This is a genomic window from Acidovorax sp. Root275, assembly GCF_001428965.1.
In the GTDB taxonomy this organism is placed as follows: domain Bacteria; phylum Pseudomonadota; class Gammaproteobacteria; order Burkholderiales; family Burkholderiaceae_C; genus Acidovorax; species Acidovorax radicis.
Window position 1 is genome coordinate 1 of the sequence record NZ_LMJH01000008.1, and the last position, 21728, is coordinate 21728.

A 21728-nucleotide genomic window follows, 5' to 3' on the forward strand; every position below is an offset into this window, starting at 1 on the left:
GCCCGTTGGACAGCAGGAAATTGAACGTCCCGCGTGGGCATATGTGGGCCGCCAATTCCTTGAAATTTGCCCAAGGACTTTCAAACTCAGCTGCCGATCATTCCTTGCGCGGAGAGTGGAATTGGTGAACGCCCGCAGCATCCAGAACCCTTTGCAATCGACCATCAAACCAAAGCAGGTGCAAGTGGGCCAACGCTTCGCCCATGGCAAATGTCATCTGATGGGCATCCAGCTTGCGCTTGAACATAATGGGCAGCACATCGGCCGCAGACAGAGGGGCCCCTTTCGCTGCATCGAGGATTTCTGCCAGCCGATCCCGGTGATGGTTTTGCAACTGCTGGATACGCTCATGCAAGCCCTGGAAGGGTTTGCCATGAGACGGTAGGACAAGCGTGTCAGCAGGCAATTCAAGATACCGCAGCAGCGAGGTCAGGAACAGTTCCAGAGGATTGGATTCCGGTTCCACGGCATGGACGCTGACGTTGGTGGAAATGCGTGGCAGAACCATGTCGCCACTGATGAGGACGGATGATTCTGCGCAATGCAGCGCAATGTGCTCGGGTGCGTGCCCGTAGCCACTGATGCACCGCCAGGAGCATCCCCCAATCTCGACGATGTCTCCATCCATGATCCGGCGAAAGGTAGGAGGCAACGCAGGAACCAGAGTGGGAAAGTACGACACGCGTCCTCGAACGTGTTGGAGAAATTCGCCATCCTGCATGCCGTGCAAACTGTAGAAATCTGCGCTCGCCTCACCGCCAAAGCCGTTGCGGTCATAAACGGCAGTCCTCGCCACGTTGTAGTCGGTGACGCTGATCCAAAGGCGTACCTTCCAATGCTCGCACAGCCAATGGGCCAAACCGATATGGTCTGGATGCATGTGGGTCACGATCACGCGAAGAATCGGTAAACCCTCTAGGCTGCTGGAAAAAACCCGCTCCCATTGCGCCCGCGTTGTGGCGCTGTCGATGCAGCAGTCGACTACCGTCCAGCCATCGACCAAATTGCCGAAGGCGTCTGGTTGCCGATCACGCAGCAGCCACAGATTGATGTGATCCAGCGCGAAGGGCAGGGCCATGCGGACCCACTTGATGCCTGGCGCAATCTCCATTGCCACGCCCTCCAGAGGCAGCACATCGCCAAATGGATAGTGGATCTGGTGTTCAAGTGGATTCATGGTGGTGGCTTGATGGGTTAGCATTGACGTTAACGTAAACGTCATGCATTCAGTGCATTGTAGGGACCGACAGCACCAGGGCTGTCTCCTGTGCGAAACCGACCCTGCCACGTGCAATACCCCATGGCCAACACCTACACCATCAGCGATCTCGCCAAAGAGTTTGATCTCACGACCCGAGCGATCCGTTTTTACGAAGACATGGGTCTGCTGCAGCCCGAACGAACGGGCGCCGCAGGTAGAAACCGCGTCTACAGCGCCCGCGACCGCACCCGGCTGCGTCTGACGCTCCGTGCGAAGCGCCTCGGCCTGTCGCTGACGGAGGCCAAGGAGATCATTGATCTCTACGACAGCCCGCGAGACACCGGGGTGCAGTTGCGCAAATTCCTCGATGTCCTCGTGGTGCATCGCAAGCAACTAGAGGAACAGATGGCCGACCTGCAAGCGAATCTGGAGGAGGTTCAGGAGCATGAAGACGAGGCACGGGCTCTGCTTCTCAAGGTTGAAAAGCAAAAATGATTCATAATTGACGTTTACGTAAACGTAAATTAGGAGACCGCAGTGAGCACGCCCCCTTTTGAGCCCCGCTCTGCCGACTTTGCAGACCGCGTGCGTGACAGCTTTGCTCGCCAGGGCGCCATGCAGACCCTGGGTGCAAGTCTTGGTTTGGTGGCGCCCGGTGCGGTGGACATTGAACTGCCATGGGCCATAGGACTGACCCAGCAACATGGGTTTCTGCATGCAGGCATGGTCGCCACGGCGCTGGATTCCGCCTGTGGGTATGCCGGTTTCACCCTGATGGGAACCGATGCTGCGGTGCTCACGATTGAATTCAAGATCAATTTGCTGGCCCCCGCCAAGGGCGAGCGATTTCGCATGGAAGGGCGGGTGTTGAAACCCGGCCGCACCATCACCGTGTGCGAAGGCCGCGCCTTCGCCATCGACGGCAGCCAAGAAAAGCTGGTCGCCACCATGGGGTGCACCCTCATGGCGGTCACTGGACGCGACAGCATCCAAGGCTGAACAAGCCATCTTCCTTTATCTGTTTTGAGGAGACATGCACCATGAGCATTCCTGCCAACCTTCCCGGTCTGAATTTTCAATTGGGCGAGGACATTGACGCCTTGCGCGATGCCGTGCGCGACTTTGCGCAAGCCGAGATCGCACCGCGCGCGGCCGAGATCGACCGCACCGATCAGTTCCCCATGGACCTGTGGCGCAAGATGGGCGACCTGGGCGTGCTCGGCATCACGGTGCCCGAGCAATACGGCGGCGCTGCCATGGGCTACCTCGCCCACATGGTGGCGATGGAAGAAATATCGCGCGCCAGCGCCTCCGTGGGCCTGTCGTACGGCGCCCACAGCAACCTGTGCGTGAACCAGATCAACCGCAACGGCAGCGAGACACAAAAGGCCAAGTACCTGCCTAAGCTCATCAGCGGAGAGCACGTGGGCGCATTGGCCATGAGCGAACCCGGCGCGGGTTCGGATGTGATCAGCATGAAGCTCAAGGCCGAAGACAAGGGTGGCTACTACCTGCTCAACGGCAACAAGATGTGGATCACCAACGGCCCAGATGCGGATACCCTCGTGGTGTACGCCAAGACCGAACCCGAGCTGGGCGCGCGTGGCGTCACGGCCTTCCTGATCGAAAAAGGCATGCCCGGATTCAGCATTGCGCAAAAGCTCGACAAACTGGGCATGCGCGGAAGTCACACGGGCGAGCTGGTTTTCAACAATGTCGAAGTGCCCGCCGCCAATGTGCTCGGTGGCTTGAACCAGGGCGCCAAGGTGCTGATGAGTGGCCTGGACTACGAGCGCGCCGTGCTTACCGGCGGCCCGCTGGGCATCATGCAGTCTGTGATGGACAACGTGATCCCATACATTCACGACCGCAAGCAATTCGGCCAGAGCATTGGCGAGTTCCAGCTCATCCAGGGCAAGGTGGCCGACATGTACACCGTGCTACAGGCAGGGCGCTCGTTTGCCTACACTGTGGCCAAGAACCTCGACATGCTCGGTACCGACCATGTGCGCCAGGTGCGCAAGGACTGCGCCAGCGTGATCCTGTGGTGTGCGGAAAAGGCGACCTGGATGGCCGGTGAGGGCGTGCAGATCTATGGTGGCAATGGCTACATCAACGAATACCCGCTGGGCCGCCTGTGGCGCGACGCCAAGCTGTATGAGATCGGTGCGGGCACCAGCGAGATCCGTCGCATGTTGATTGGCCGCGAACTGTTCGCTGAAACCTGCTGAGCTTCATTTCCTTTCTACTGATTCCTCAAGGACAACATGCCCTCCTCGATCGACGACCTGTTTGTTCACAACCGCGCCTGGGCGGCCCAGATGGAGCGCGAGCGGCCCGGGTTTTTCACGAGCCTGCTGGCCCAGCAAAAACCCAAGTACATGTGGATCGGCTGCTCGGACAGCCGGGTGCCCGCCAACCAGATCACGGGCCTGGAGCCGGGCGAAGTGTTCGTGCACCGCAACGTGGCCAATGTGGTGGTGCCCACCGACCTGAACTGCCTTTCCACCATCCAGTACGCGGTGGACCAGTTGCACGTCGAGCACCTCATGGTGGTGGGGCACTATGGCTGTGGCGGTGTTTTGGCTGCGCTAGAGGGCACGCGTGTGGGCCTGGCTGACAACTGGATCCGCCATGTGCAGGACGTGCGTGACCGCCACCGCGACCTGATTGCTGCCACCGCCCCAGAGTGGCGCCACGACGTGCTGTGCGAGCTCAACGCCATCGAGCAGGTCGTCAACATCGCCCAGACCACGGTGATGCTCGACGCCTGGGGCCGGGGCCAGAAGGTCACGCTGCACGGCTGGTGCTATGGGCTCAAGGACGGTCTCATCAACAACCTGCACATGTCCGTGGGCAGCACCGAAGGCCTGGACTCGCTGTACAAGGCGGCGATCGCCGGTGTTGCGGCCGTCAAAAGGCAATAGCCAACCACCGCCCCCTTGCAACGGCTGAGCACCCGCCATGTTCCCGCAACGGCTCGATGCGCCCCAGGCCTATGGCATTGCCAAGGCCATGATGGACGGCTTCAACCGGCACTACCGGTTGTTCCGTACCGAGTCCGCGCGGGCCAAGCACCGCTTCGAAACCGGTGACTGGCACGGCCAGCAGCGGGCCCAGCGCGAACGCATCGAGTTCTACGACCTGCGCGTGAAGGAGTGTGTGCGCAGGCTGGAGAAGGAATTCAGCGCGGGCGCGCAGCCCATGGACGTGTGGCACCAGATCAAGCTGCATTACATCGGCCTCTTGGTCAACCACCACCAGCCCGAGCTGGCCGAGACCTTCTTCAACTCAGTCACCACCAAGATCCTGCACCGCACGCATTTCCACAACGATTTCATCTTTGTGCGGCCCGCCGTCAGCACCGAATACATCGAAAACGAAGAGCCCGCAGCGCGCCCCACCTACCGGGCCTACTACCCCTCGCGCGAGAATTTGCACGAGACGTTCCAGGCCATCATCGAGAACTTCCAGTTGCAGCGTGAGTTTGCGGACTTGGCGCGAGACACCGCCTGCGTGGTGGCGGCCATGCGCGGCCGGCTCGACAAGGTGCGGCTGCGCGCCAACTTTCAGATCCAGGTGCTCACCAGCCTGTTCTTCCGCAACAAGGGCGCCTACGTGGTGGGAAAGATCATCAACGGCTTCCACGAGGTGCCGTTTGCGCTGCCCATCCTGCACGACGATGCTGGCCGCTTGTACATCGACGCCGCGCTGTTTGGCGAAGACGACCTGCAGATGCTGTTCAGTTTCGCCCGCGCCTATTTCATGGTGGACATGGAGGTGCCCAGTGCCTACGTGCAGTTCCTGCGCAGCCTCATGCCGCGCAAGCCGCGTGCCGAGATCTACAACGCCCTGGGCCTGGCCAAGCAGGGTAAAACGCTGTTCTACCGCGACTTCCTGTACCACCTCAAACATTCCAGCGACCAGTTTCGCATCGCCCCCGGTATCAAGGGCATGGTGATGCTGGTGTTCGACCTGCCGAGCTTCCCGTTCGTGTTCAAGCTCATCAAGGACTACTTCCCGCACCAGAAAGAAACCACGCGCGAGCAGATCAAGGCCAAGTACCTGCTGGTCAAGCAGCACGACCGCGTGGGCCGCATGGCCGACACGCTGGAGTACAGCGAGGTCGCCTTCCCACGCGACCGCTTCGACGATGCGCTGATTGCCGAGATCGAGAAATTTGCACCCAGCCAGCTCGAAATCAGCGACCGCGATGGCGACGGCCAGACCGAAGTCATCATCAAGCACCTGTATATCGAGCGGCGCATGATCCCGCTCAATATCTACCTGCAAGAGGCCTTTGACACCGGCCTCGCAGACCCGCGTGCGCGCCAGCAGATGGAGCACAGCGTCATCGAATACGGCAACGCCATCAAGGACCTGGTGGCCGCCAACATCTTCCCCGGCGACATGCTCTGGAAGAACTTTGGCGTCACGCGCAACGGCAAGGTCGTCTTCTACGACTACGACGAGATCGAATACCTCACCGACTGCAACTTCCGCCGCGTACCCACGCCGCGCAACGAAGAAGAAGAGATGAGCGGCGAGGTCTGGTACAGCGTGGGCCCGCGCGACGTTTTTCCCGAAACCTTTGGCCCGTTCCTTCTGGGCAACGACGCCGTGCGCGAGGTGTTCCTGCAGCACCACGCCGACCTGCTCGACGCCGCGTTCTGGCAGTCGCACAAGGAACGCATCCAGGCGGGCCACATGTTTGACGTGTTTCCCTACGACGCAGACCGGCGCTTCACGCATGGCGCGTCGGCCCCTTAGCCCCTTAGTCCCTTAGCCCCTTAGCCCCTTAGCCCCTTAGCCCCTTAGCCCCTTAGCCCCTTAGTCCCTTAGTCCCTTAGTCCCTTAGCCCGTTTGATTCAACCCTGATCTTTCATCTGAACCAATTCCAGGAGAGCTTCACCATGTCCGCATCCCCCCAAGACCCCATCGTCATCGTCGGCGCCGCACGCACCCCCATGGGCTCGCTGCAGGGCGACTTCTCCAGCTTGGCCGCGCACGACCTGGGCGGCGCCGCGATCAAGGCCGCCCTCGAGCGCTCCGGCGTCTCGCCCGACGCCGTGGGCGAAGTGCTGTTCGGCAACTGCCTGATGGCAGGCCAGGGCCAGGCGCCTGCGCGCCAGGCGGCCTTCAAGGGCGGCCTGCCCAAGGGCGCAGGCGCGGTCACGCTCAGCAAGATGTGCGGCTCGGGCATGAAGGCAGCCATGTTTGCGCACGACATGCTGCTGGCCGGCTCGCACGACGTGATGGTGGCGGGCGGCATGGAGAGCATGACCAACGCGCCCTACCTGCTGCAAAAGGGCCGTGGCGGCTACCGCCTGGGCCACGACCGCATCTTCGACCACATGATGCTCGACGGCCTGGAAGACGCGTACGAGGCCGGCCGCTCCATGGGCACCTTCGGTGAAGACTGCGCCGCCAAGTACCAGTTCACTCGTGAGCAGCAGGACGCATTCGCCACCGCCAGCGTGCAGCGCGCCAAGGCGGCCACCGAGTCCGGTGCGTTCGCGGCCGAGATCGTGCCCGTCACCGTCAAGACCCGTGCGGGCGAGACCGTGGTGTCGGTCGACGAAGGCCCCGGCAAGGTCAAGCTCGAGAAGATCGCCACGCTGAAGCCCGCCTTCAAGAAGGACGGCACCATCACCGCCGCCTCCAGCTCCAGCATCAACGACGGCGCCGCCGCGCTGGTGATGATGCGCGAATCCACCGCCAAGAAACTCGGCTGCAAGCCCCTGGCCCGCATCGTGAGCCATGCCACCCACGCGCAAGAGCCCGAGTGGTTCGCTACCGCCCCCCTGGGTGCCACGCAGAAAGCGCTGGCCAAGGCCGGCTGGCAAGTGGGTGACGTGCAGCTGTGGGAGATCAACGAGGCCTTTGCCGTGGTGCCCATGGCGCTCATGAAGGAGCTCGACCTGCCGCACGACAAGGTCAACGTGAACGGCGGCGCCTGTGCGCTGGGCCACCCCATCGGTGCCAGCGGTGCCCGCATCATGGTCACGCTGATGTATGCGCTCAAGGCCCGCGGCCTGACCAAGGGCCTGGCCACGCTGTGCATCGGCGGTGGCGAGGCCACGGCGGTGGCGCTGGAACTCGTTTGATGCGGGAGGGAGATGGGATGATTTGGCTCTTTTCACAAGGACAGTGATGACTGCACCATCTCCCGAGATCGCCGCTTTCTGGCGCGATTTTTCCGATGCCCAGGCATCGCTCCAGGCCCAGCCGCTGCGCGGGCGGGTCGAGTCGGCCAATGCGCTCATCGAGCGCCACTTGAGTGGCCTCGCGCTGGAGATGTCTGGCGGCGACGGCGATGCGGTGGTGGACCTCATCGTCACCGCCCACGGCAGCACCGAAAACTTTCCGCTGCTGATGCAGGTGGTGGCCGCCGCGCCCGTGCTGCAAAGCTACCGGGTGCGCGCATTTCGGGAGCGCACCACGCAGCCGGACTTTCCTATTGGCATGGACGGTTTCGAGCTGGCTACCTCCGAAGTGCTGGTCGCCTGCGGGCAGGACGATGGGCAGGCCGCGCTGGAGATCCGCTTTGGCCGCGAAATCCCCGAGGACTATCGGGACCACGCGCGCAACATGGCGTTCATCATGCTCGACCACGTGCTGGGCGAATACGACTTTGCCGTCAAGGTGGGGGCGGTGGACTTTGTGGATGAAGCCTCCGACCCGCTGACCCCCTGGGTGCCCCTGAGCCAGTTCGTGCCCGTGTTCGACCGCTACTGGTTCGACACCCTGGGCCGCACCAGCGACTTCCCCAGCGGCGAGCACGACTGGACGGGCATGACCTTGTCGTTTGGCGGGCAGGACGATGAGGACGGCCACAGTGACGATGCTGAAGATACGGCCATCGTCATGGTCAACCGCAGCGCCAACCCGGTGGCCATGCGCGCCGACCTGGCCTATGCGCTGACCCTGGACCTGGCGGTGGGCAACCGCGATCAGCTGGCTGCCGTGCAAGACCTGCAAGACCAGGCGGCCACGCTGCTGGAGCTGCCGCAGCTGGGCATCATGGCCTACACCCTGACCCGCGCCGGTCGCCGCAAGGCGGTGTATTACGTGGGCGATGAGCAACTGGCTAAACAAGCGCTGGCGCCCCTGCTGCTGCGCGAAGAGGCCGAATCGTTGGAGCTGACTTTTGCGTTTGACCCCGCATGGTCGGGCTATTTCGAGTTTTCCGTGCATTGCCCCTGAGCAGGCGGGGGCGTTGGTGCCGCACGCCACAGGCCCGACGCCCGCTCTGCGCCGCGGGTCCTTTTTCACCCTCAACGTCACCGCATCAACCACCAACCTTCGCAGGCCACACCATGATCGAAACCCTCGAACAATTGCGCGCCCTGTACGCAGCCCCCGGCGAGCGGGCCCTGCACAAGCAGCAACCGCAGCTGGATGTGCACTGCCAGCGCTTCGTTGCCTTGTCGCCGTTCTGCGTGGTGGCTAGTGGAGGGATCGGTGGTGCGCTGCTCGATGCCTCGCCACGCGGCGGCGCGCCGGGGTTTGTGAAGTCACCCGACCCGCACACGCTCTTGCTGCCCGATGCGGGGGGCAACAACCGGCTCGACACCCTGACCAACCTGCTGGAAGACCCGCGCATCGGTTTGTTGTTCATGATTCCGGGTGTGGACGAAACCCTGCGGGTGAACGGCACGGCGCGCTTGCGCGACGAGGCGCTGTACACCGACTTCTTCACGGCCGAGCGCCAGCGCCCAAAAATAGTGATCGAAGTGCGCGTGGCCGAGGCGTATCTGCACTGCTCCAAGGCCTTCATGCGCTCGCGGCTGTGGTCGGCCGATGCGCAGGTGGACCGCACCGCGCTGCCCACGATGGGCGAGATGATCCACGCCCAGATGGGCCTCGCTACCGAGCCTGAGTCGCAAGTCGCCATGTTGCAGCGCTACCGCGCCCAACTGGCGCAAGAGCAGCAACTGGGCGATGCATGATCGTGTTGGCGTTGAATACTTCAATTTTGATAGCTGCTAGCGCTTGATAGATAAGCGCTAGAGCCCAATTCCATTCAAATTTCCCCCATGAAATCCATATTGGTCATCGGCGCATCGCGCGGCATTGGGCTGGAGTTGGTGCGCCAGTACACCGAAGCGGGCCGCCGCGTGATTGCCACCGTGCGTGACGAAGCGGGCCGCGAGCGTGTGCTGGCCCTGGGCGCCGAGGTGCTGACCGTGGACGTCGCCCACCCCGCCAGCGTGAGCGGGCTGGCCTGGCAACTGGACGGCGAAAAGATCGAGACCGCCTGGTATGTGGCGGGCGTCATCCGCCGCCCCAGCGCGCTCACGCCACCCACGCAGCAGGACTTTGACGCCGTCATGCACACCAACGTGCTGGGTGCCATGCAGACGCTGCCGCAGGTTGCACCCCTGGTGGCCGACGCGCAGGGCGTGTTCGCGTTCCTGTCCTCGTCCATGTCGCAGATTGGCAGCGTGCAGAGCAGTGGCTCGTGGCTGTACCGCACCAGCAAGGCCGCGCTGAACATGGCCGTGGCCTCCGCGCAGCACGACTACCCCGGCGCAACCCTCATCACCATCGATCCCGGCTGGGTGCAGACCGACATGGGCGGCGAAGGCGCTGCGCTCACGGTGCAGGACAGCGTGCGCGGCCTGCGTGCCACCGTGGCGGGTGTCACGGCCGCCGACAAGGGCCGCCTGCTGCACCACGACGGACGCCGCGCAGCCCACTGGTAATTCTTTCGACCAAACCCACAACGACTTCTGGAGACAACCCCGATGCTGCTGACCCAAGACCAGGAAATGATCCGCGACGCGGTGCGCGACTTTGCGCAGGAACAGCTGTGGCCCCACGCCGCGCGCTGGGACAAGGAACACCACTTCCCCAAGGAGGCGCACCAGGGCCTGGCTGCACTGGGCGCGTACGGCATCTGCGTGCCCGAAGAATTTGGCGGCGCCAATCTGGACTACGTCACCCTCGCGCTGGTGCTCGAAGAGATCGCGGCCGGAGACGGCGGCACCAGCACCGCCATCAGCGTGACCAACTGCCCCGTCAACGCCATCCTCATGCGCTACGGCAACGCCCAGCAAAAGCGCGACTGGCTCACGCCGCTGGCCCGTGGCGAGATGCTGGGCGCGTTCTGCCTGACCGAGCCGCATGTGGGCTCGGACGCCTCGGCCCTGCGCACCACGGCGGTGAAGCGGGGCGATGAATACATCATCAACGGCGTCAAGCAGTTCATCACCAGCGGCAAGAACGGTCACGTGGCCATCGTCATCGCCGTGACCGACAAGGGCGCGGGCAAGAAGGGCATGAGCGCCTTCCTCGTGCCCACCAGCAACCCCGGCTACGTGGTGGCGCGGCTCGAAGACAAGCTGGGCCAGCATTCCAGCGACACCGCGCAGATCAACTTCGACAACTGCCGCATCCCTGCCGAGAACCTTATCGGCGCCGAGGGCGAGGGCTACAAGATCGCCCTGGGCGCGCTCGAGGGCGGCCGCATCGGCATCGCCGCCCAAAGTGTGGGCATGGCACGCAGTGCCTTCGATGCGGCGCTCGCGTATTCGAAAGAGCGCGAGAGCTTCGGCACCGCCATCTTCAACCACCAGGCCGTCGGCTTTCGCCTGGCCGACTGCGCCACGCAGATCGAGGCCGCGCGCCAGCTCATCTGGCACGCCGCCGCGCTGCGCGATGCAGGCCGCCCCTGCCTGAAGGAAGCCGCCATGGCCAAGCTGTTTGCCAGCGAGATGGCCGAGCGCGTGTGCAGCGCCGCCATCCAGACGCTGGGCGGCTACGGCGTGGTCAACGACTTCCCGGTGGAGCGCATCTATCGCGACGTGCGCGTGTGCCAGATCTACGAAGGCACGAGCGACGTGCAGAAGATCATCATCCAGCGCGCGCTGGCTTGATGTTGTTTGCTATATAAATAATAGCTAATGGCGCTTGTTGGATAAGCGCTAGAGCCTGTTTTTATTCAAATTTCTGCCCGCGCAGCCACTGGCTGAGCACCGCGTGCAGCTCGTCCACATCCACGGGTTTGCGCAGCACCAGGTAGCCCTCGTCCTGCGCTGTCTGTAGCTCCGGCGAGTCGTACTCTCCGCTCACCATCGCGCCACGCGCGTCGGGGCAGCGGTCCAGCAGCGCGCGCAGCACGTCAAAGCCGCTCTCGCCGGACCGCAGCCGCTGGTCGCACAGGATGGAATGGGGTGCAAAGCCGGTGTCCAGGTGGGCAAAAGCCTCTGCCGCGTTGGAGGCCAGGCGCACGTCTATGCCCCAGGTGATCAGCAGCGTAGACCAGGCATTCAGCACATGCGGGTCGTCGTCCAGCACCAGACAGCGGCCCCTCAACGGTGGGCTGGTTCCTGGTGCTGCGGTGGGTACGGTGGGCAGCGTTGCGGTGGCCTGCTGCGTGGTGGGTAGCTCCAGCCAGAAGCACGACCCCTTGCCCAATCGGGACTGCAGCCCTTGCCTGGCCTGCATCAGCGCCACGCAGCGCGCCACTACCGCCAGGCCCAGGCCGTGCCCGCTGCGGTGAACCTGCCAGGCGTGCTCGGGGCGGTAAAACGCCTGGTAGATCTGTGCCTGCTCGTGCAGGGCCACGCCCACCCCGGTGTCCCACACCTCGATGCGCCAATGCGCGCCCCGTCGCCGTGCGCCCACCAGAACGCCGCCTTCTGGGGTGTAGCGCAGCGCGTTTTGCACCAGGTTGGCCACCGACTGGCGAACCAGTGCCGGGTCGGCCAGTGCAGCGGCGCCGGGCGGTGGTGGGTGCAAACGCAGCACCAGGCCGCGTGCGCTGGCATCGGTCGCGAACTGGGTTCGCAGGTCCTCGAACAGTGCAGCCAGCGACACGGGGGCGGGGCGCAGCTCCACCGCGCCGGATTCAATGCGCGACAGGTCGAGCAGCGCGTCGAACATGTGGTTGACCGACCGCATGCTCATCCGCCATTGCACCAGCAGGTTGTCGATGTGGGGGTGGCCACGTCCGTGCAAGGCGATGGCCTCGGCCAACAGCGCCATCGCATGCACCGGCTGGCGCAGGTCGTGCGCGGCGGTGGTCAGAAAATGGTTCTTCTCTGCGAGCGCCCGTTCAGCCGCCTGGCTGGCCTCGCGGTAGCGCTCGGCCAGGTCGCGGCTGCGCTCTTCCAGCACCACCTGGCGCACAAAGAAGCGGTGCGAGTTCACGGCACTGCGGTAGATCACGGCGGCCGTTATCAGTGTCATGGGCAGAATAAATGGCCACTGCCCGGGAAACGCCCAGGGGATCATCGCCAGTCCACCCAAAGCGCCCATGAAGTACATCCGGTAGACGGCGAGCGTGGCGGTCATCTGGGCTGCATTGCCGGCCAAAATGCCCGCCAGCGTGATGTACAGCAACAGCATGAATTCGTAGCTGGCCTGGCCCAACGGCAACACCACCGAGAGCGAAACACCCACCCCGTGCGCCAGCGCCAGGCCGCGCACGCGGCAGGTCCAGGTGAGCAGCAGGGCTTCGGGTGACCGCAGGGTGCGTTCGTGCAGGTAGCGGCGGTGTCCCCATCGAACGAACAGCAGCACCGGCAGATACGCGGCTCCCCACACCACCAGCGGTGCGACGGGCCCGCCCTCCCAGCCCAGCAGCAGGCCAAACAGCAGCCCCATGCTGGGCATCACCGTCATGCCCAGCCGCAGGCGCGCAAAAGAGGCTTCGAGCAGCAGCAGCCAGCCTTGTGTGCTGGGGGCGTCCTGGGCGCTGGTCGGGTCGGTGGCGGGCGCGGTCATGTTGGTGGGTGCGGGGCCCCACCGCGTTCCAGTGGGTGCAGCGTGGGGGGATGGAATGCCATGCCACGCGGCACTGCGGTGTGCCCGATCACGGCGGCGGTGGCTGCTGCGGCAGCACCAGCAGGCGCCCGCGCAGCCGCGTGATGGCCTCCACCCGGGTGCGTGCACCCAGGCGCTGCAAGATGGCGGTCATGTGTTCCTTGACGGTGCTCTCCGACAGCGCATATTGCTGGGCGATGCGCTTGTTGGGCTGCCCCTGCAGCACCAGCGCCAGGATCTCGCCCTGGCGCACCGACAGGCCCAGCTCGGCCGGGGTCACGGGCAACTCCCGGCTACGCACCGGGCGCTGTGTGTTGGCGCCAGGAGTGAACCAGGCCAGGCCCCCCAGCAGTGCCTCTATCGCCTGGGCAAACGTCTCTGGCGGCTCCTGCTTGTGGATGAAGCCGTGGGCGCCTGCGGCGCGCACCTGGTCGATCACGGCGAGGTCGTCATCGCCGCTCATCACCGCCACGGCGGTGGCGGGGCACCGCGTGCGGATGCGGGCAATGAGGCTGAGCGCGGCGCCGTCGGCCAGCCAGAAGTCGATGAGCGCTATGGCCGGCGCTCCAAGCGCCTCGATCAGTGGCGCTACATCGTCCGCATGCTCTGCGACTGCCACCTCCATGTGCGGCAGCCGCGAGCGCAGAAACTCGGCCACGCCGCGTGCTACGAGCGGGTGGTCGTCCAGGATGAGGGCGTAGGGTGACATGGCAGGCCAGTGGCGCTGCGGCCCCGGGCGCCGGGCGCCAGGATGCAGCGGGCAAATTCTGCCAAGTTTGGCGCAGCCGCGGTGGCGTGCAAACCCTACCGAGGTAGGGTTTGGCGCACCTCCACGGCTGATCAGGCCGCGCCAGGCTTTGGCCGGGTGCCGCCGGGCTTGGCGGGTGTGTGGGGTGGCTGCCCACTGTCCTGCGGCCGGACGCGGGTGAGGTGGCTGGCGATCATGCCCGCCACGGTGCGGGCTACGGCTTTCACATCCAGGGGTTCGTCAAAAATCATCTCGACGGTGGCGTAGATGAGTTCCACCACGATGCGGCTGACCAGTTGCAGCTCGGCCGCATCGGCTTCGGGCAGGGCCTGCGCGAGCAGGCGGGTTTGTTCTTGCGTGACTGCCGCGTGGGAGGCCAGCCGCACCTGCTGCAGTGCGGGCACCGCACGCAGCGCCCGCATGATCCAGACCCCGCCCACGGTCTGTACCGTCGCTTCGTAGGTGTCAATGATCAGACCCTCGATCGCCAGCTCCAGGCTTTCCACGCCCCCGTTGAACACTTCCAGCGTGATCCAGCGGTCCACACGCGCGTTCTGGGCCTGCATCAGGCGCTGCCCCAGCTCGGACAGCAGCGCGTATTTGTTGGGGAAATAGCGATAGAGCGCGGGCGGCGTGAGCCCGGCGCGTTCGCACACCAGGTTGGTGGACAGCCGCTCGATGCCGACGTCGGCCAATGTCTGCGCCGTCACCTCCAGGATGCGCTCATAGGTCTCGGTGGCGCGCTGCTGTGCAGGCTGCTTCTTGGTGGCCAGCGAGGGTTGGGGGCTTCGGGTGGAGGGCATCGGACGGAGCAACTGCGGCATCAGGGATTGTCCCAGTAAATTTTTTGGCATAAAAAAGTAGTCATAACTATATACTAGCTATGACTATTCAAATGGTTCTTGTCCTGGCCCAAGAAAGGCGTGCTTCATGAAGACCCTGACCCGCTTGCTGGCCCTTGTCTGTTGCTCGGTGACTGTGTCGGCGCAAGCCGCTGGGCCCGATGACGCCAAGGGCTTGTGGATCACTCCCGAGAACGACGCGGTGATCCGGTTCGCGCCCTGTGCCGATGCGCCCGGTGCGCTGTGCGGAACCATCGTCTGGGACAAAGACGCCGGCACGCCTGCCAGCACCTGCAATGTGCGGGTTGCGCAGCTTGGCCGCTACGAAAAAGAGGCTTGGCGCGAAGGCTGGGTCTACGACCCGCGCGAAAACAAAAAGTACAAGGGCGTTGTGCGCGCCAATGCCGACGAGCTGCGCATCCGCGCCTTCGTGGGGGTGGAAGTCCTGGGCCAGACGGAGCAGCTCAAGCGCGTGCCCGCCTTGCCGGTCGCGCCGTCGTGCGAACCCGTTTCCTGATCCGCTTTCCCACCCACCCATCTTTCGCACAAGACGATTTGTGAGCCGTCCAATCCTCGAACCAAGGAGCACTCCATGAACTTCACCCGCCCCATCCCCTGGGCCATCGCCGCCATCGTGCTGGCGAGCGCCGCGACGCCTTCGCTTGCCGAAGAGACCGCCAGCTTTTCGGTCAACACAGAAGTGAAGTTCACCACCGACCAGCGCAGCCGGGGTGTGTCGGACTCGTTGAACGGCCCCGGCATGAAGCTCAGCGTGCAAGCCGTCCACGAAAGTGGCTTGGTCGGGCTGGCTGAATTCGCCACGGTCAGCAGGAAGCAGTTTCTGGACGGAGCGGGCCTTGGGGTTACTCTGGCGGGGGGGTATCGTTTCGGGGACCCCGAGGGTTGGCACTATGGTGCGGGCCTGGCCACCGAGTTGTTTCCGGGCGCGAAATTTCAGGCTCCCCATGGTTTTGACATGGGCACTGGCGCGCCCACGGACTGGCGCAGCACCAAATACGACAGCGCATTCGCCGTGGCCGAAATTGGCTACGGGGCGCTGGAGGCGCGGGTCATGAATGTGATCTCCAAGACCTACCGGGGGGCGAACACCGGTGGGGTCTGCGGCACCATGGTGTCGTTGATGGCCGATCCCACGCCAGGGTTGGCCTGCTATGCGCGTGGCGATCACAACTCGCGCGGCAGCTGGCTGTTTGACCTGGGCTACAAATACGCGCTGAACCCGACCACCACAGTGAACCTGCATGCCGGCTACCAGAAGATCGCCAACTTCAAGGAGGCGGACTTCTCGGACTATTCCATCGGGGTCACCCACAAGCGCTGGGGCTTCCACTGGAGCGCCGAGTGGATGACCACTCGCACCAGGGTGCGCGAACTCTATATCGCGCTGGATGGCACCCGACTGCGTGCCACCGACAACAACCGCCTTGTGGTTTCCGTCTCGCGCAGCTTCTGAGAGGGGCCCACCCTTGGATACCGTGCCCGACCGGGCCGATGGGCGGCTGGTGCTGGCCGTGGACCTGGGAACCTCAGGCTGCAAATGTGCCCTGGTATCGCTGGACGGCACGGTGCACGCCTGGGCCTTCCATGCGGTCCCGCTGCACGTGCAGGGCGCGTTGGCCGAGCAGGCCCCGCAGGATTGGTGGGCTGCGTTCCTGCACAGTGCAGGGGAGGCGCTTGGCGCGGAGACCAGCTTGAGGCAGCGTGTGGTGGCCGTTTGTTGCTCGACCCAGACGGAAGGCACCGTGTGTGTGGACCGCCAAGGCCAGCCGCTGGGGCGTGCGCTGACCTGGCTGGATTCGCGCGGTGCGGCCGCCATGGCACGCCGGGTGCGCGGGCGGGGGCCACGCATCGAAGGCTACGCGCCGCTCAAGCTGTGGCGCTGGCTGCGGCTGACTGGTGGGGCGCCTTCTCTGTCGGGGCGGGACTCGGCGGGACACATGGCCTACATCCGCGACGAAGAGCCCGAACGCTACGAGCGCACCTACAAGTTCCTCAACGTGCTCGACTACCTGAACCTGCGCCTGTCCGGCCGGTTCTGTGCCACGCAGGATTCTGCGGTGACTTCCTGGGTCACCGACAACCGCAATCCGCACCAGGTCCGTTACGACGCAGGCCTCATCCGCCTGCTTGGTATCGACGCGGCCAAGCTGCCGGAGATCGTGCACTCCACCGACGTTCTGGGGCCGCTGCTGCCGGACGTCGTGCAGGCCCTGGGGCTGAATCCCGGGACCCTGGTCGTCGCGGGCGCCGTGGACACCTCTGCGGTGGCGGTGGGTGCGGCCGTGGCCGATTTCGAGACCCATCTGTACCTGGGCACCTCATCGTGGCTGGGGGCGCACGTGCCCTTCATGAAAACCGATGTGCGCCACAAAATTGCGGCCGTGCCCAGCGCGGTGGATGGGCGCTACCTGGCCATGGCGCTGCAGTCCACGGCTGGTGCCAACCTGTCGTTCCTGCGCGACCGCATCCTGTACCACCCCGATGAACTCGCCAGCGACGAAGAGCATCCCGCCGTCTACGAGGTGCTGAACCGCATTGCCGCGCGTGTGCCTCCGGGCGCGCGGGGCCTGATCTACACCCCATGGCTGCTGGGTGAGCGCACACCGGTGGACGACCCGCGCCTGCGTGCCGGGTTGCTCAACATGTCCCTGGAGCACACCCGCGAGGACATCTTTCGCGCGTTTCTGGAAGGCGTGGCACTGAACACGCGCTGGATGCTCGAACCCTTCGCGCGTCTGCTCGGGCGCAACGCGGGCACCGTCACGGCCGTGGGCGGCGGCGCGCAGTCTGACGTGTGGTGCCAGATCATGGCCGACGTGACGGGCCAGCCGATCCGCCAGCTGGAGAACCCCATCCAGACCAATGCCATTGGAGCCGCCTTCATCGCCGGAGTGGGCATGGGCGCGCTGTCGTTTGCCGACCTGGGCCCCCTGCGGCGGACGCGGACCATCTACGAACCCTCCAGCGCGCTGCGCCGCCTGTATGGCGACCAGTTCGAAACCTTCAAGGAAGTGCGCACCCGCCTGGCGCCGCTGTACCACCGCATCAACGCACCCCAAGGAGCCGCTGCATGAACACGCAGAACATCCGCCAGACTGTCGTCGAGCTGTGTGTCGAACTTTCGCACCGGGGCCACTTCTCGGGCACCGGCGGCAACATCGCGCTGCGCATCGACGCAGCGCACATCGCCGTCACCCCCTCGGCGACCGACTACCTGACGATGACCGCGACCGATGTGTGTGTGCTGCGCCTGGCGGACCTGCAGCAGGTGGAAGGTGAACGCACACCATCGGTCGAAAGTGGCCTGCATGCCCGCGTGCTGCGCGCGCGGCCCGACGTGCAAGCGAGCATCCACACCCACCAGCCCGTGGCCAGCGCCTGCGCATTGCTCGGACAGGCGCTCACGGTGCCGGCCGGGCCAATGCAGCGCTCGCTGGGCCGCCGCATTCCTGTGGTCGGCTATGCCCCCTCGGGCAGCGGCTGGCTATCGTCCCGGCTGGCGCGCGCGCTGCGCCCCGACACCAATGCCTACCTCATGCTCAACCACGGCGTGCTGTGCTGCGCCGCGACCACCTGGGCCGCCCTGCAGGCGGTCGAAGACCTCGAAGCCCTGTCGAAGACCTTGTTGCTGCACGCGATCTCTGCCCGTGCGGAGCGGGAGCCTCTCGCGCAACCGGCCCTGCAGCGCATCGTTGACGCGCTGGCAGCCTGACCCAACCCCCCGAACCTCCGCTACCCAGCCACCAAGCTACCAAGCCATGAGCAACCTTGCCTCTGTTCACACCGCCGCATCGGCCACCGTGCCACGTCCCGCCATTTCGGCTTGGCCCGATGTCAGCCATCTCTATCGCCGCTTCGACGAGCTGGTCAAGCAGCCGATGTGGCCCATCCGCGCAGACAAGATGCCGCAGGTGATGCGGTATTTCGATGAGCGCTGCCAGGGGTCGCGGCGGTTGTCCGAACGGGCCAAGACCGTGATTCCCGGTGGTGTGCAGCACAACCTGGCTTTCAATCACCCGTTCCCGCTGGCCGTCGCACAGGCTGAGGGCGCCCACATGACCGATGTGGACGGCAACCGCTACATCGATTTCCTGCAGGCCGGTGGTCCCACGCTGCTCGGCTCCAACCATCCGGTGGTGCGTCAGAAAGTGAACGAGGTGCTGGACTCCTGCGGCCCGGTCACCGGCCTGCTGCACGAATACGAAGTCAAGCTGGCCGAGCTGGTGTGCCAGTCCATGCCGGCGGTGGACATGGTGCGCCTGCTCGGTTCGGGCACCGAGGCCGTGATGGGCGCCGTGCGCCTGGCCCGTGCCTACACCGGCAAGAAGTGGGTCATCAAGGTCGGCGGTGCCTACCATGGCTGGAGCGACCAGGTCGTCTATGGCATGCGCCTGCCCAAGACTGGCCGCATGGAAGCCGTGGGCATCCCGCGCGGCGCCACCGGCAGCACCCAGGAATGCAACCCGAACGACCTGGACGCGCTGCGCCGCAAACTGCAGATCAACCGCCTGCGCGGTGGCACCGCTGCCGTGCTGCTGGAGCCGCTGGGCCCCGAGAGCGGCACACGCCCGGTGCACCCCGACTACAACCGCCAGGTGCGCAAGCTGTGCGACGAGTTCGGCGCGCTGATGATCTTTGACGAGGTGGTCACGGGTTTTCGGCTGGGGGCCGGTGGTGCGCAGGCCTACTTTGACGTCCAGCCTGACCTCACCGTGCTCGGCAAGTGCCTCACCGGTGGCTACCCGATGGCCGGCGCCATCGGCGGGCGCCGGGACATCATGATGATGCTGGTGGGGGGCATCGGTACCACTGCCAAGCGTGCTTTTGTCGGCGGTACCTTGTCGGCCAACCCGCTGTCGTGCGTGGCCGGGTACTTCGCGCTGCTGGAGGCGCAGCGCACCGATGCTGCGGGCGTGGCAGGCCGCGCGGGCGACCGGCTGCGCCAGGGCCTGGAGGAAATCATCCACCGCCTCGGCCTGCCCTACGTGACCTACAACATGGGATCCATCGTGCACCTGCAGACCTCGGGCGTGCTGCTGCTGGACACCAGCAGCCTGTGGAAGCTGTTCAAGGCCAAGGACGAAGCCAAGCGCCGCAAGCACATGATGGAAGAGATGGGTGCGGCCTACACCGCGCATGGCCTCATCACGCTGGCTGGCAGCCGCATCTACACCAGCCTGGCCGACACCGACGAGGTGATCGATGATGCGCTGAACCGTTTCGAAGATGTCTTCAAGCTGGTCTGACACCATGGATTTCGAAGAGAACGTGCGCGCACAGTGGCTCTCGCTGCGCGAGAGGCTGCAAGCCAAGCGTTTGCTGGACAGCGAGGGCGCGAGTTTGTCGCTGCGCATACCGGGCAGCGACGCGATGTGGTTTGGGCTCGCGTCCGGCGCCACGCCCCAACGTGTGCCTTGGCGGACCGCGCCGCACGACGCCCAGGTGCATGCCGCCGCCTACGCCAAACGCGGCGATGTGGGCGCCATTGCTGTCGGCGGAGGGGCTTTCGGACGCTGCCTGGCGGACTTTGGTGGCGCGATGCCGCAGGTGTTCGACGAACAGGCGCGCCACCTGGGCCCCATGGGACCGGCCAGCGCAGACATGGGCGATGCAGCGGCGGTCTTGCAGGGGCAAGGCAACGTGCTGCTGGTGCGAGGGCTACCGGTGTGCCTTGGCATGACCGCCACGCGCCTGGCGCTCAATGCCGAACTGTTCGAGAAGTGTGCCAAGGCCTACGTGCTGGCCGTGGCCGGGGGCGGGCGCGTGCGTGCCTTGCCCTGGATCGTGCGCTGGGTCGCCAACCGGCGACTTGCGAAAGATGAGCAGCGCGCGTTGGCGCGGTTCCTGCAGGGTCAGCTGCCCGAGGAAAGCAAAGGCTACTGACCCCCCACAGAAAGGGCTTCCCATGTCCTCCAGCCACGATGTAAAGATGTCCGCAGCGCAGGTGGTTTCCGCGCTGGCGGTCGGCACCATTGCCGTGCTTATGGTGGGCGTGCAGCCCATTCTCCTGGGCGAACTTGTCGAAGCCCGGCAGGTCAGTCTGGAGGGCGTGGGCATTGTGGCCATGGCCGAGATCATCATGCTGGGCCTCGGCGTGGTGCTCGGCGACGCGCTATTGCCGGGTGCGCGGTTGCGGTCGATCACCTTCGTTGCCGGGGTGTGCGCAGCGGGCCTGGATCTGCTCACGCTGCTGGCCACGGGCGACGGCGCCCTGACAGGCGTGCGAGCGGCTGCTGGCCTGGCCGAAGGTGTGCTGATCTGGGGCACCACCGGCGTGGTCGTGCGCACCGCCAACCCGGCGCGCGTGGGCGGCATCTTCTTCGTTGCGCAGACCCTGGCACAGGCGTTGCTGGGCGTGGTGTTGGCCCATGCCATCATTCCCCACTGGGGCTGGCGTGGCGGTTTCGTGGCGCTGGGCTTGCTGGCGCTGCTGCCCTGTCTGCTGGCGTTTGTGCAACCGGCGCGCCTCTCGCCGCTGGCGCCGCCTGCGGTGTCGGGGTTTCGCTGGTCGGCGGCCACCCTTCAGCCATTGGCCGTGGTGTTTCTGCAGCTGGCCACGCTGGGTTCGTTCTGGGCGTACCTGGAGCCCTTGGGCAAGGCCGCTGGTTTCGATGCGCGCAGTGCGCAGACCCTGGTTGCCGCCGTGCTGGCCATGCAGGTGGTGGGGGGCAGCCTGGCCGCGCTGGCCGTGAGGCGCCTGCCCGTGGTGTCCACGCTGGTGGCCTGCTCCGTGCTGCTCGCCATCGTCACCACTGCCGCTCACCAGTTGCCCAGTGGCAACACACGGGACTTTGCCCTGGCCTGTGCCTTGTTCGGTTTTGTTTGGCTTTTCATGCTGCCGTTTCATATTGGCCTGGCGTTCCGTGCCGACCCCAGCGGGCGCCTGGCCGGGCTGGTGCCTGCAGCACAACTGCTGGGCAGTGCATTCGGTCCGCTCACGGCCTCGTTCATTGTCGAAGGTGAAAACGCCAGTGCCGTGCCGTTGCTCAGCGCGGGTTTCGCCCTTGCAGCGGCTGCGCTGGTGCTGGTGGGGCGAGCGCCGCGCAGTGCGCCGGCGCTGAGGTCGCTGCCATGAGCGCCTTTCACCGGGTCATGGGGGTCACCCTACCAGGGTAGGGTTTCGCAAGGCGCGGTGCGCTGCACA

Annotated in this window: 21 protein-coding genes; 17 read left to right on the top strand and 4 right to left on the bottom strand. The window is 65.0% G+C overall.

Features of this window, described 5'->3' with window-relative positions; all coding sequences use genetic code 11:
* Nucleotides 1–97: 97 nt before the first annotated feature.
* Complete coding sequence (locus ASE52_RS10140) at nt 98–1177, bottom strand: MBL fold metallo-hydrolase (RefSeq protein ID WP_057227136.1); 1080 nt, start codon at nt 1175–1177, stop codon at nt 98–100.
* Between the two features lie 123 nt (nt 1178–1300).
* On the opposite strand from ASE52_RS10140, the gene ASE52_RS10145 reads away from it, so the two are divergent.
* From ASE52_RS10145 to ASE52_RS10190, 10 genes are all read left to right on the top strand, one after another.
* On the top strand, nt 1301–1696 hold the full coding sequence (locus ASE52_RS10145) for a MerR family DNA-binding transcriptional regulator (RefSeq protein ID WP_010466794.1): 396 nt from the start codon (nt 1301–1303) through the stop codon (nt 1694–1696).
* A 42-nt stretch (nt 1697–1738) separates the two neighbouring features.
* Entirely contained in the window at nt 1739–2200 is a 462-nt protein-coding gene (locus ASE52_RS10150; RefSeq protein ID WP_057225861.1) for a PaaI family thioesterase, read from the top strand.
* Between the two features lie 41 nt (nt 2201–2241).
* Entirely contained in the window at nt 2242–3432 is a 1191-nt protein-coding gene (locus ASE52_RS10155) for an isovaleryl-CoA dehydrogenase (protein WP_010466791.1), read from the top strand.
* Between the two features lie 36 nt (nt 3433–3468).
* Complete coding sequence (can, locus tag ASE52_RS10160; protein ID WP_057225864.1) at nt 3469–4128, top strand: carbonate dehydratase; 660 nt, start codon at nt 3469–3471, stop codon at nt 4126–4128.
* A 37-nt stretch (nt 4129–4165) separates the two neighbouring features.
* On the top strand, nt 4166–5971 hold the full coding sequence (gene aceK, locus ASE52_RS10165) for a bifunctional isocitrate dehydrogenase kinase/phosphatase (RefSeq protein WP_057225866.1): 1806 nt from the start codon (nt 4166–4168) through the stop codon (nt 5969–5971).
* Nucleotides 5972–6114: 143 nt separating this feature from the next.
* Nucleotides 6115–7308, top strand: coding sequence for an acetyl-CoA C-acyltransferase (locus ASE52_RS10170; protein ID WP_057225868.1), 1194 nt, complete (start codon nt 6115–6117; stop codon nt 7306–7308).
* 46 nt (nt 7309–7354) lie between these two features.
* Nucleotides 7355–8407, top strand: a complete 1053-nt coding sequence (locus ASE52_RS10175) for a hypothetical protein (RefSeq protein ID WP_057225870.1) — start codon at nt 7355–7357, stop codon at nt 8405–8407.
* A 113-nt stretch (nt 8408–8520) separates the two neighbouring features.
* Nucleotides 8521–9153 carry a pyridoxamine 5'-phosphate oxidase family protein gene (locus tag ASE52_RS10180; RefSeq protein ID WP_057225871.1) on the top strand — a complete coding sequence of 211 codons (633 nt, stop codon included), beginning with the start codon at nt 8521–8523 and terminating at the stop codon, nt 9151–9153.
* An 87-nt stretch (nt 9154–9240) separates the two neighbouring features.
* Entirely contained in the window at nt 9241–9909 is a 669-nt protein-coding gene (locus ASE52_RS10185) for an SDR family oxidoreductase (RefSeq protein ID WP_057225874.1), read from the top strand.
* 42 nt (nt 9910–9951) lie between these two features.
* A complete protein-coding gene (locus ASE52_RS10190) occupies nt 9952–11082 on the top strand; it encodes an acyl-CoA dehydrogenase family protein (protein WP_057225876.1) in 1131 nt (376 codons plus the stop codon).
* Between the two features lie 61 nt (nt 11083–11143).
* Here the strand turns inward: ASE52_RS10190 and ASE52_RS10195 are convergent, their stop codons facing one another.
* From ASE52_RS10195 to ASE52_RS10205, 3 genes are all read right to left on the bottom strand, one after another.
* Entirely contained in the window at nt 11144–12934 is a 1791-nt protein-coding gene (locus ASE52_RS10195; RefSeq protein WP_057225878.1) for a hybrid sensor histidine kinase/response regulator, read from the bottom strand.
* Nucleotides 12935–13022: 88 nt separating this feature from the next.
* Nucleotides 13023–13682 carry a response regulator transcription factor gene (locus tag ASE52_RS10200; protein ID WP_057225880.1) on the bottom strand — a complete coding sequence of 220 codons (660 nt, stop codon included), beginning with the start codon at nt 13680–13682 and terminating at the stop codon, nt 13023–13025.
* 131 nt (nt 13683–13813) lie between these two features.
* Nucleotides 13814–14524: a TetR/AcrR family transcriptional regulator gene (locus ASE52_RS10205; RefSeq protein WP_241776974.1), complete on the bottom strand. Its 711-nt coding sequence runs from the start codon at nt 14522–14524 to the stop codon at nt 13814–13816.
* A 127-nt stretch (nt 14525–14651) separates the two neighbouring features.
* Between ASE52_RS10205 and ASE52_RS10210 the strand changes: the two genes are divergently transcribed.
* The 7 genes from ASE52_RS10210 (at nt 14652) to ASE52_RS10240 (ending at nt 21659) form a co-directional block, all read left to right on the top strand.
* A complete protein-coding gene (locus ASE52_RS10210; RefSeq protein WP_057225884.1) occupies nt 14652–15080 on the top strand; it encodes a DUF2147 domain-containing protein in 429 nt (142 codons plus the stop codon).
* Between the two features lie 75 nt (nt 15081–15155).
* A complete protein-coding gene (locus tag ASE52_RS10215; protein WP_057225888.1) occupies nt 15156–16037 on the top strand; it encodes a TorF family putative porin in 882 nt (293 codons plus the stop codon).
* A 22-nt stretch (nt 16038–16059) separates the two neighbouring features.
* Nucleotides 16060–17658, top strand: coding sequence for an FGGY-family carbohydrate kinase (locus ASE52_RS10220; RefSeq protein ID WP_198928110.1), 1599 nt, complete (start codon nt 16060–16062; stop codon nt 17656–17658).
* Nucleotides 17655–18296, top strand: a complete 642-nt coding sequence (locus ASE52_RS10225; RefSeq protein ID WP_057225895.1) for a class II aldolase/adducin family protein — start codon at nt 17655–17657, stop codon at nt 18294–18296. The genes ASE52_RS10220 and ASE52_RS10225 overlap by 4 nt, the downstream gene beginning before the upstream one ends.
* A gap of 46 nt (nt 18297–18342) precedes the next feature.
* Entirely contained in the window at nt 18343–19830 is a 1488-nt protein-coding gene (locus ASE52_RS10230; RefSeq protein WP_057225898.1) for an aminotransferase class III-fold pyridoxal phosphate-dependent enzyme, read from the top strand.
* Between the two features lie 4 nt (nt 19831–19834).
* Entirely contained in the window at nt 19835–20467 is a 633-nt protein-coding gene (locus tag ASE52_RS10235; RefSeq protein WP_057225900.1) for a hypothetical protein, read from the top strand.
* Nucleotides 20468–20489: 22 nt separating this feature from the next.
* Nucleotides 20490–21659 (top strand): MFS transporter, encoded by a 1170-nt coding sequence (locus tag ASE52_RS10240; protein WP_057225902.1) that lies wholly within the window; start codon nt 20490–20492, stop codon nt 21657–21659.
* Nucleotides 21660–21728: the final 69 nt, after the last annotated feature.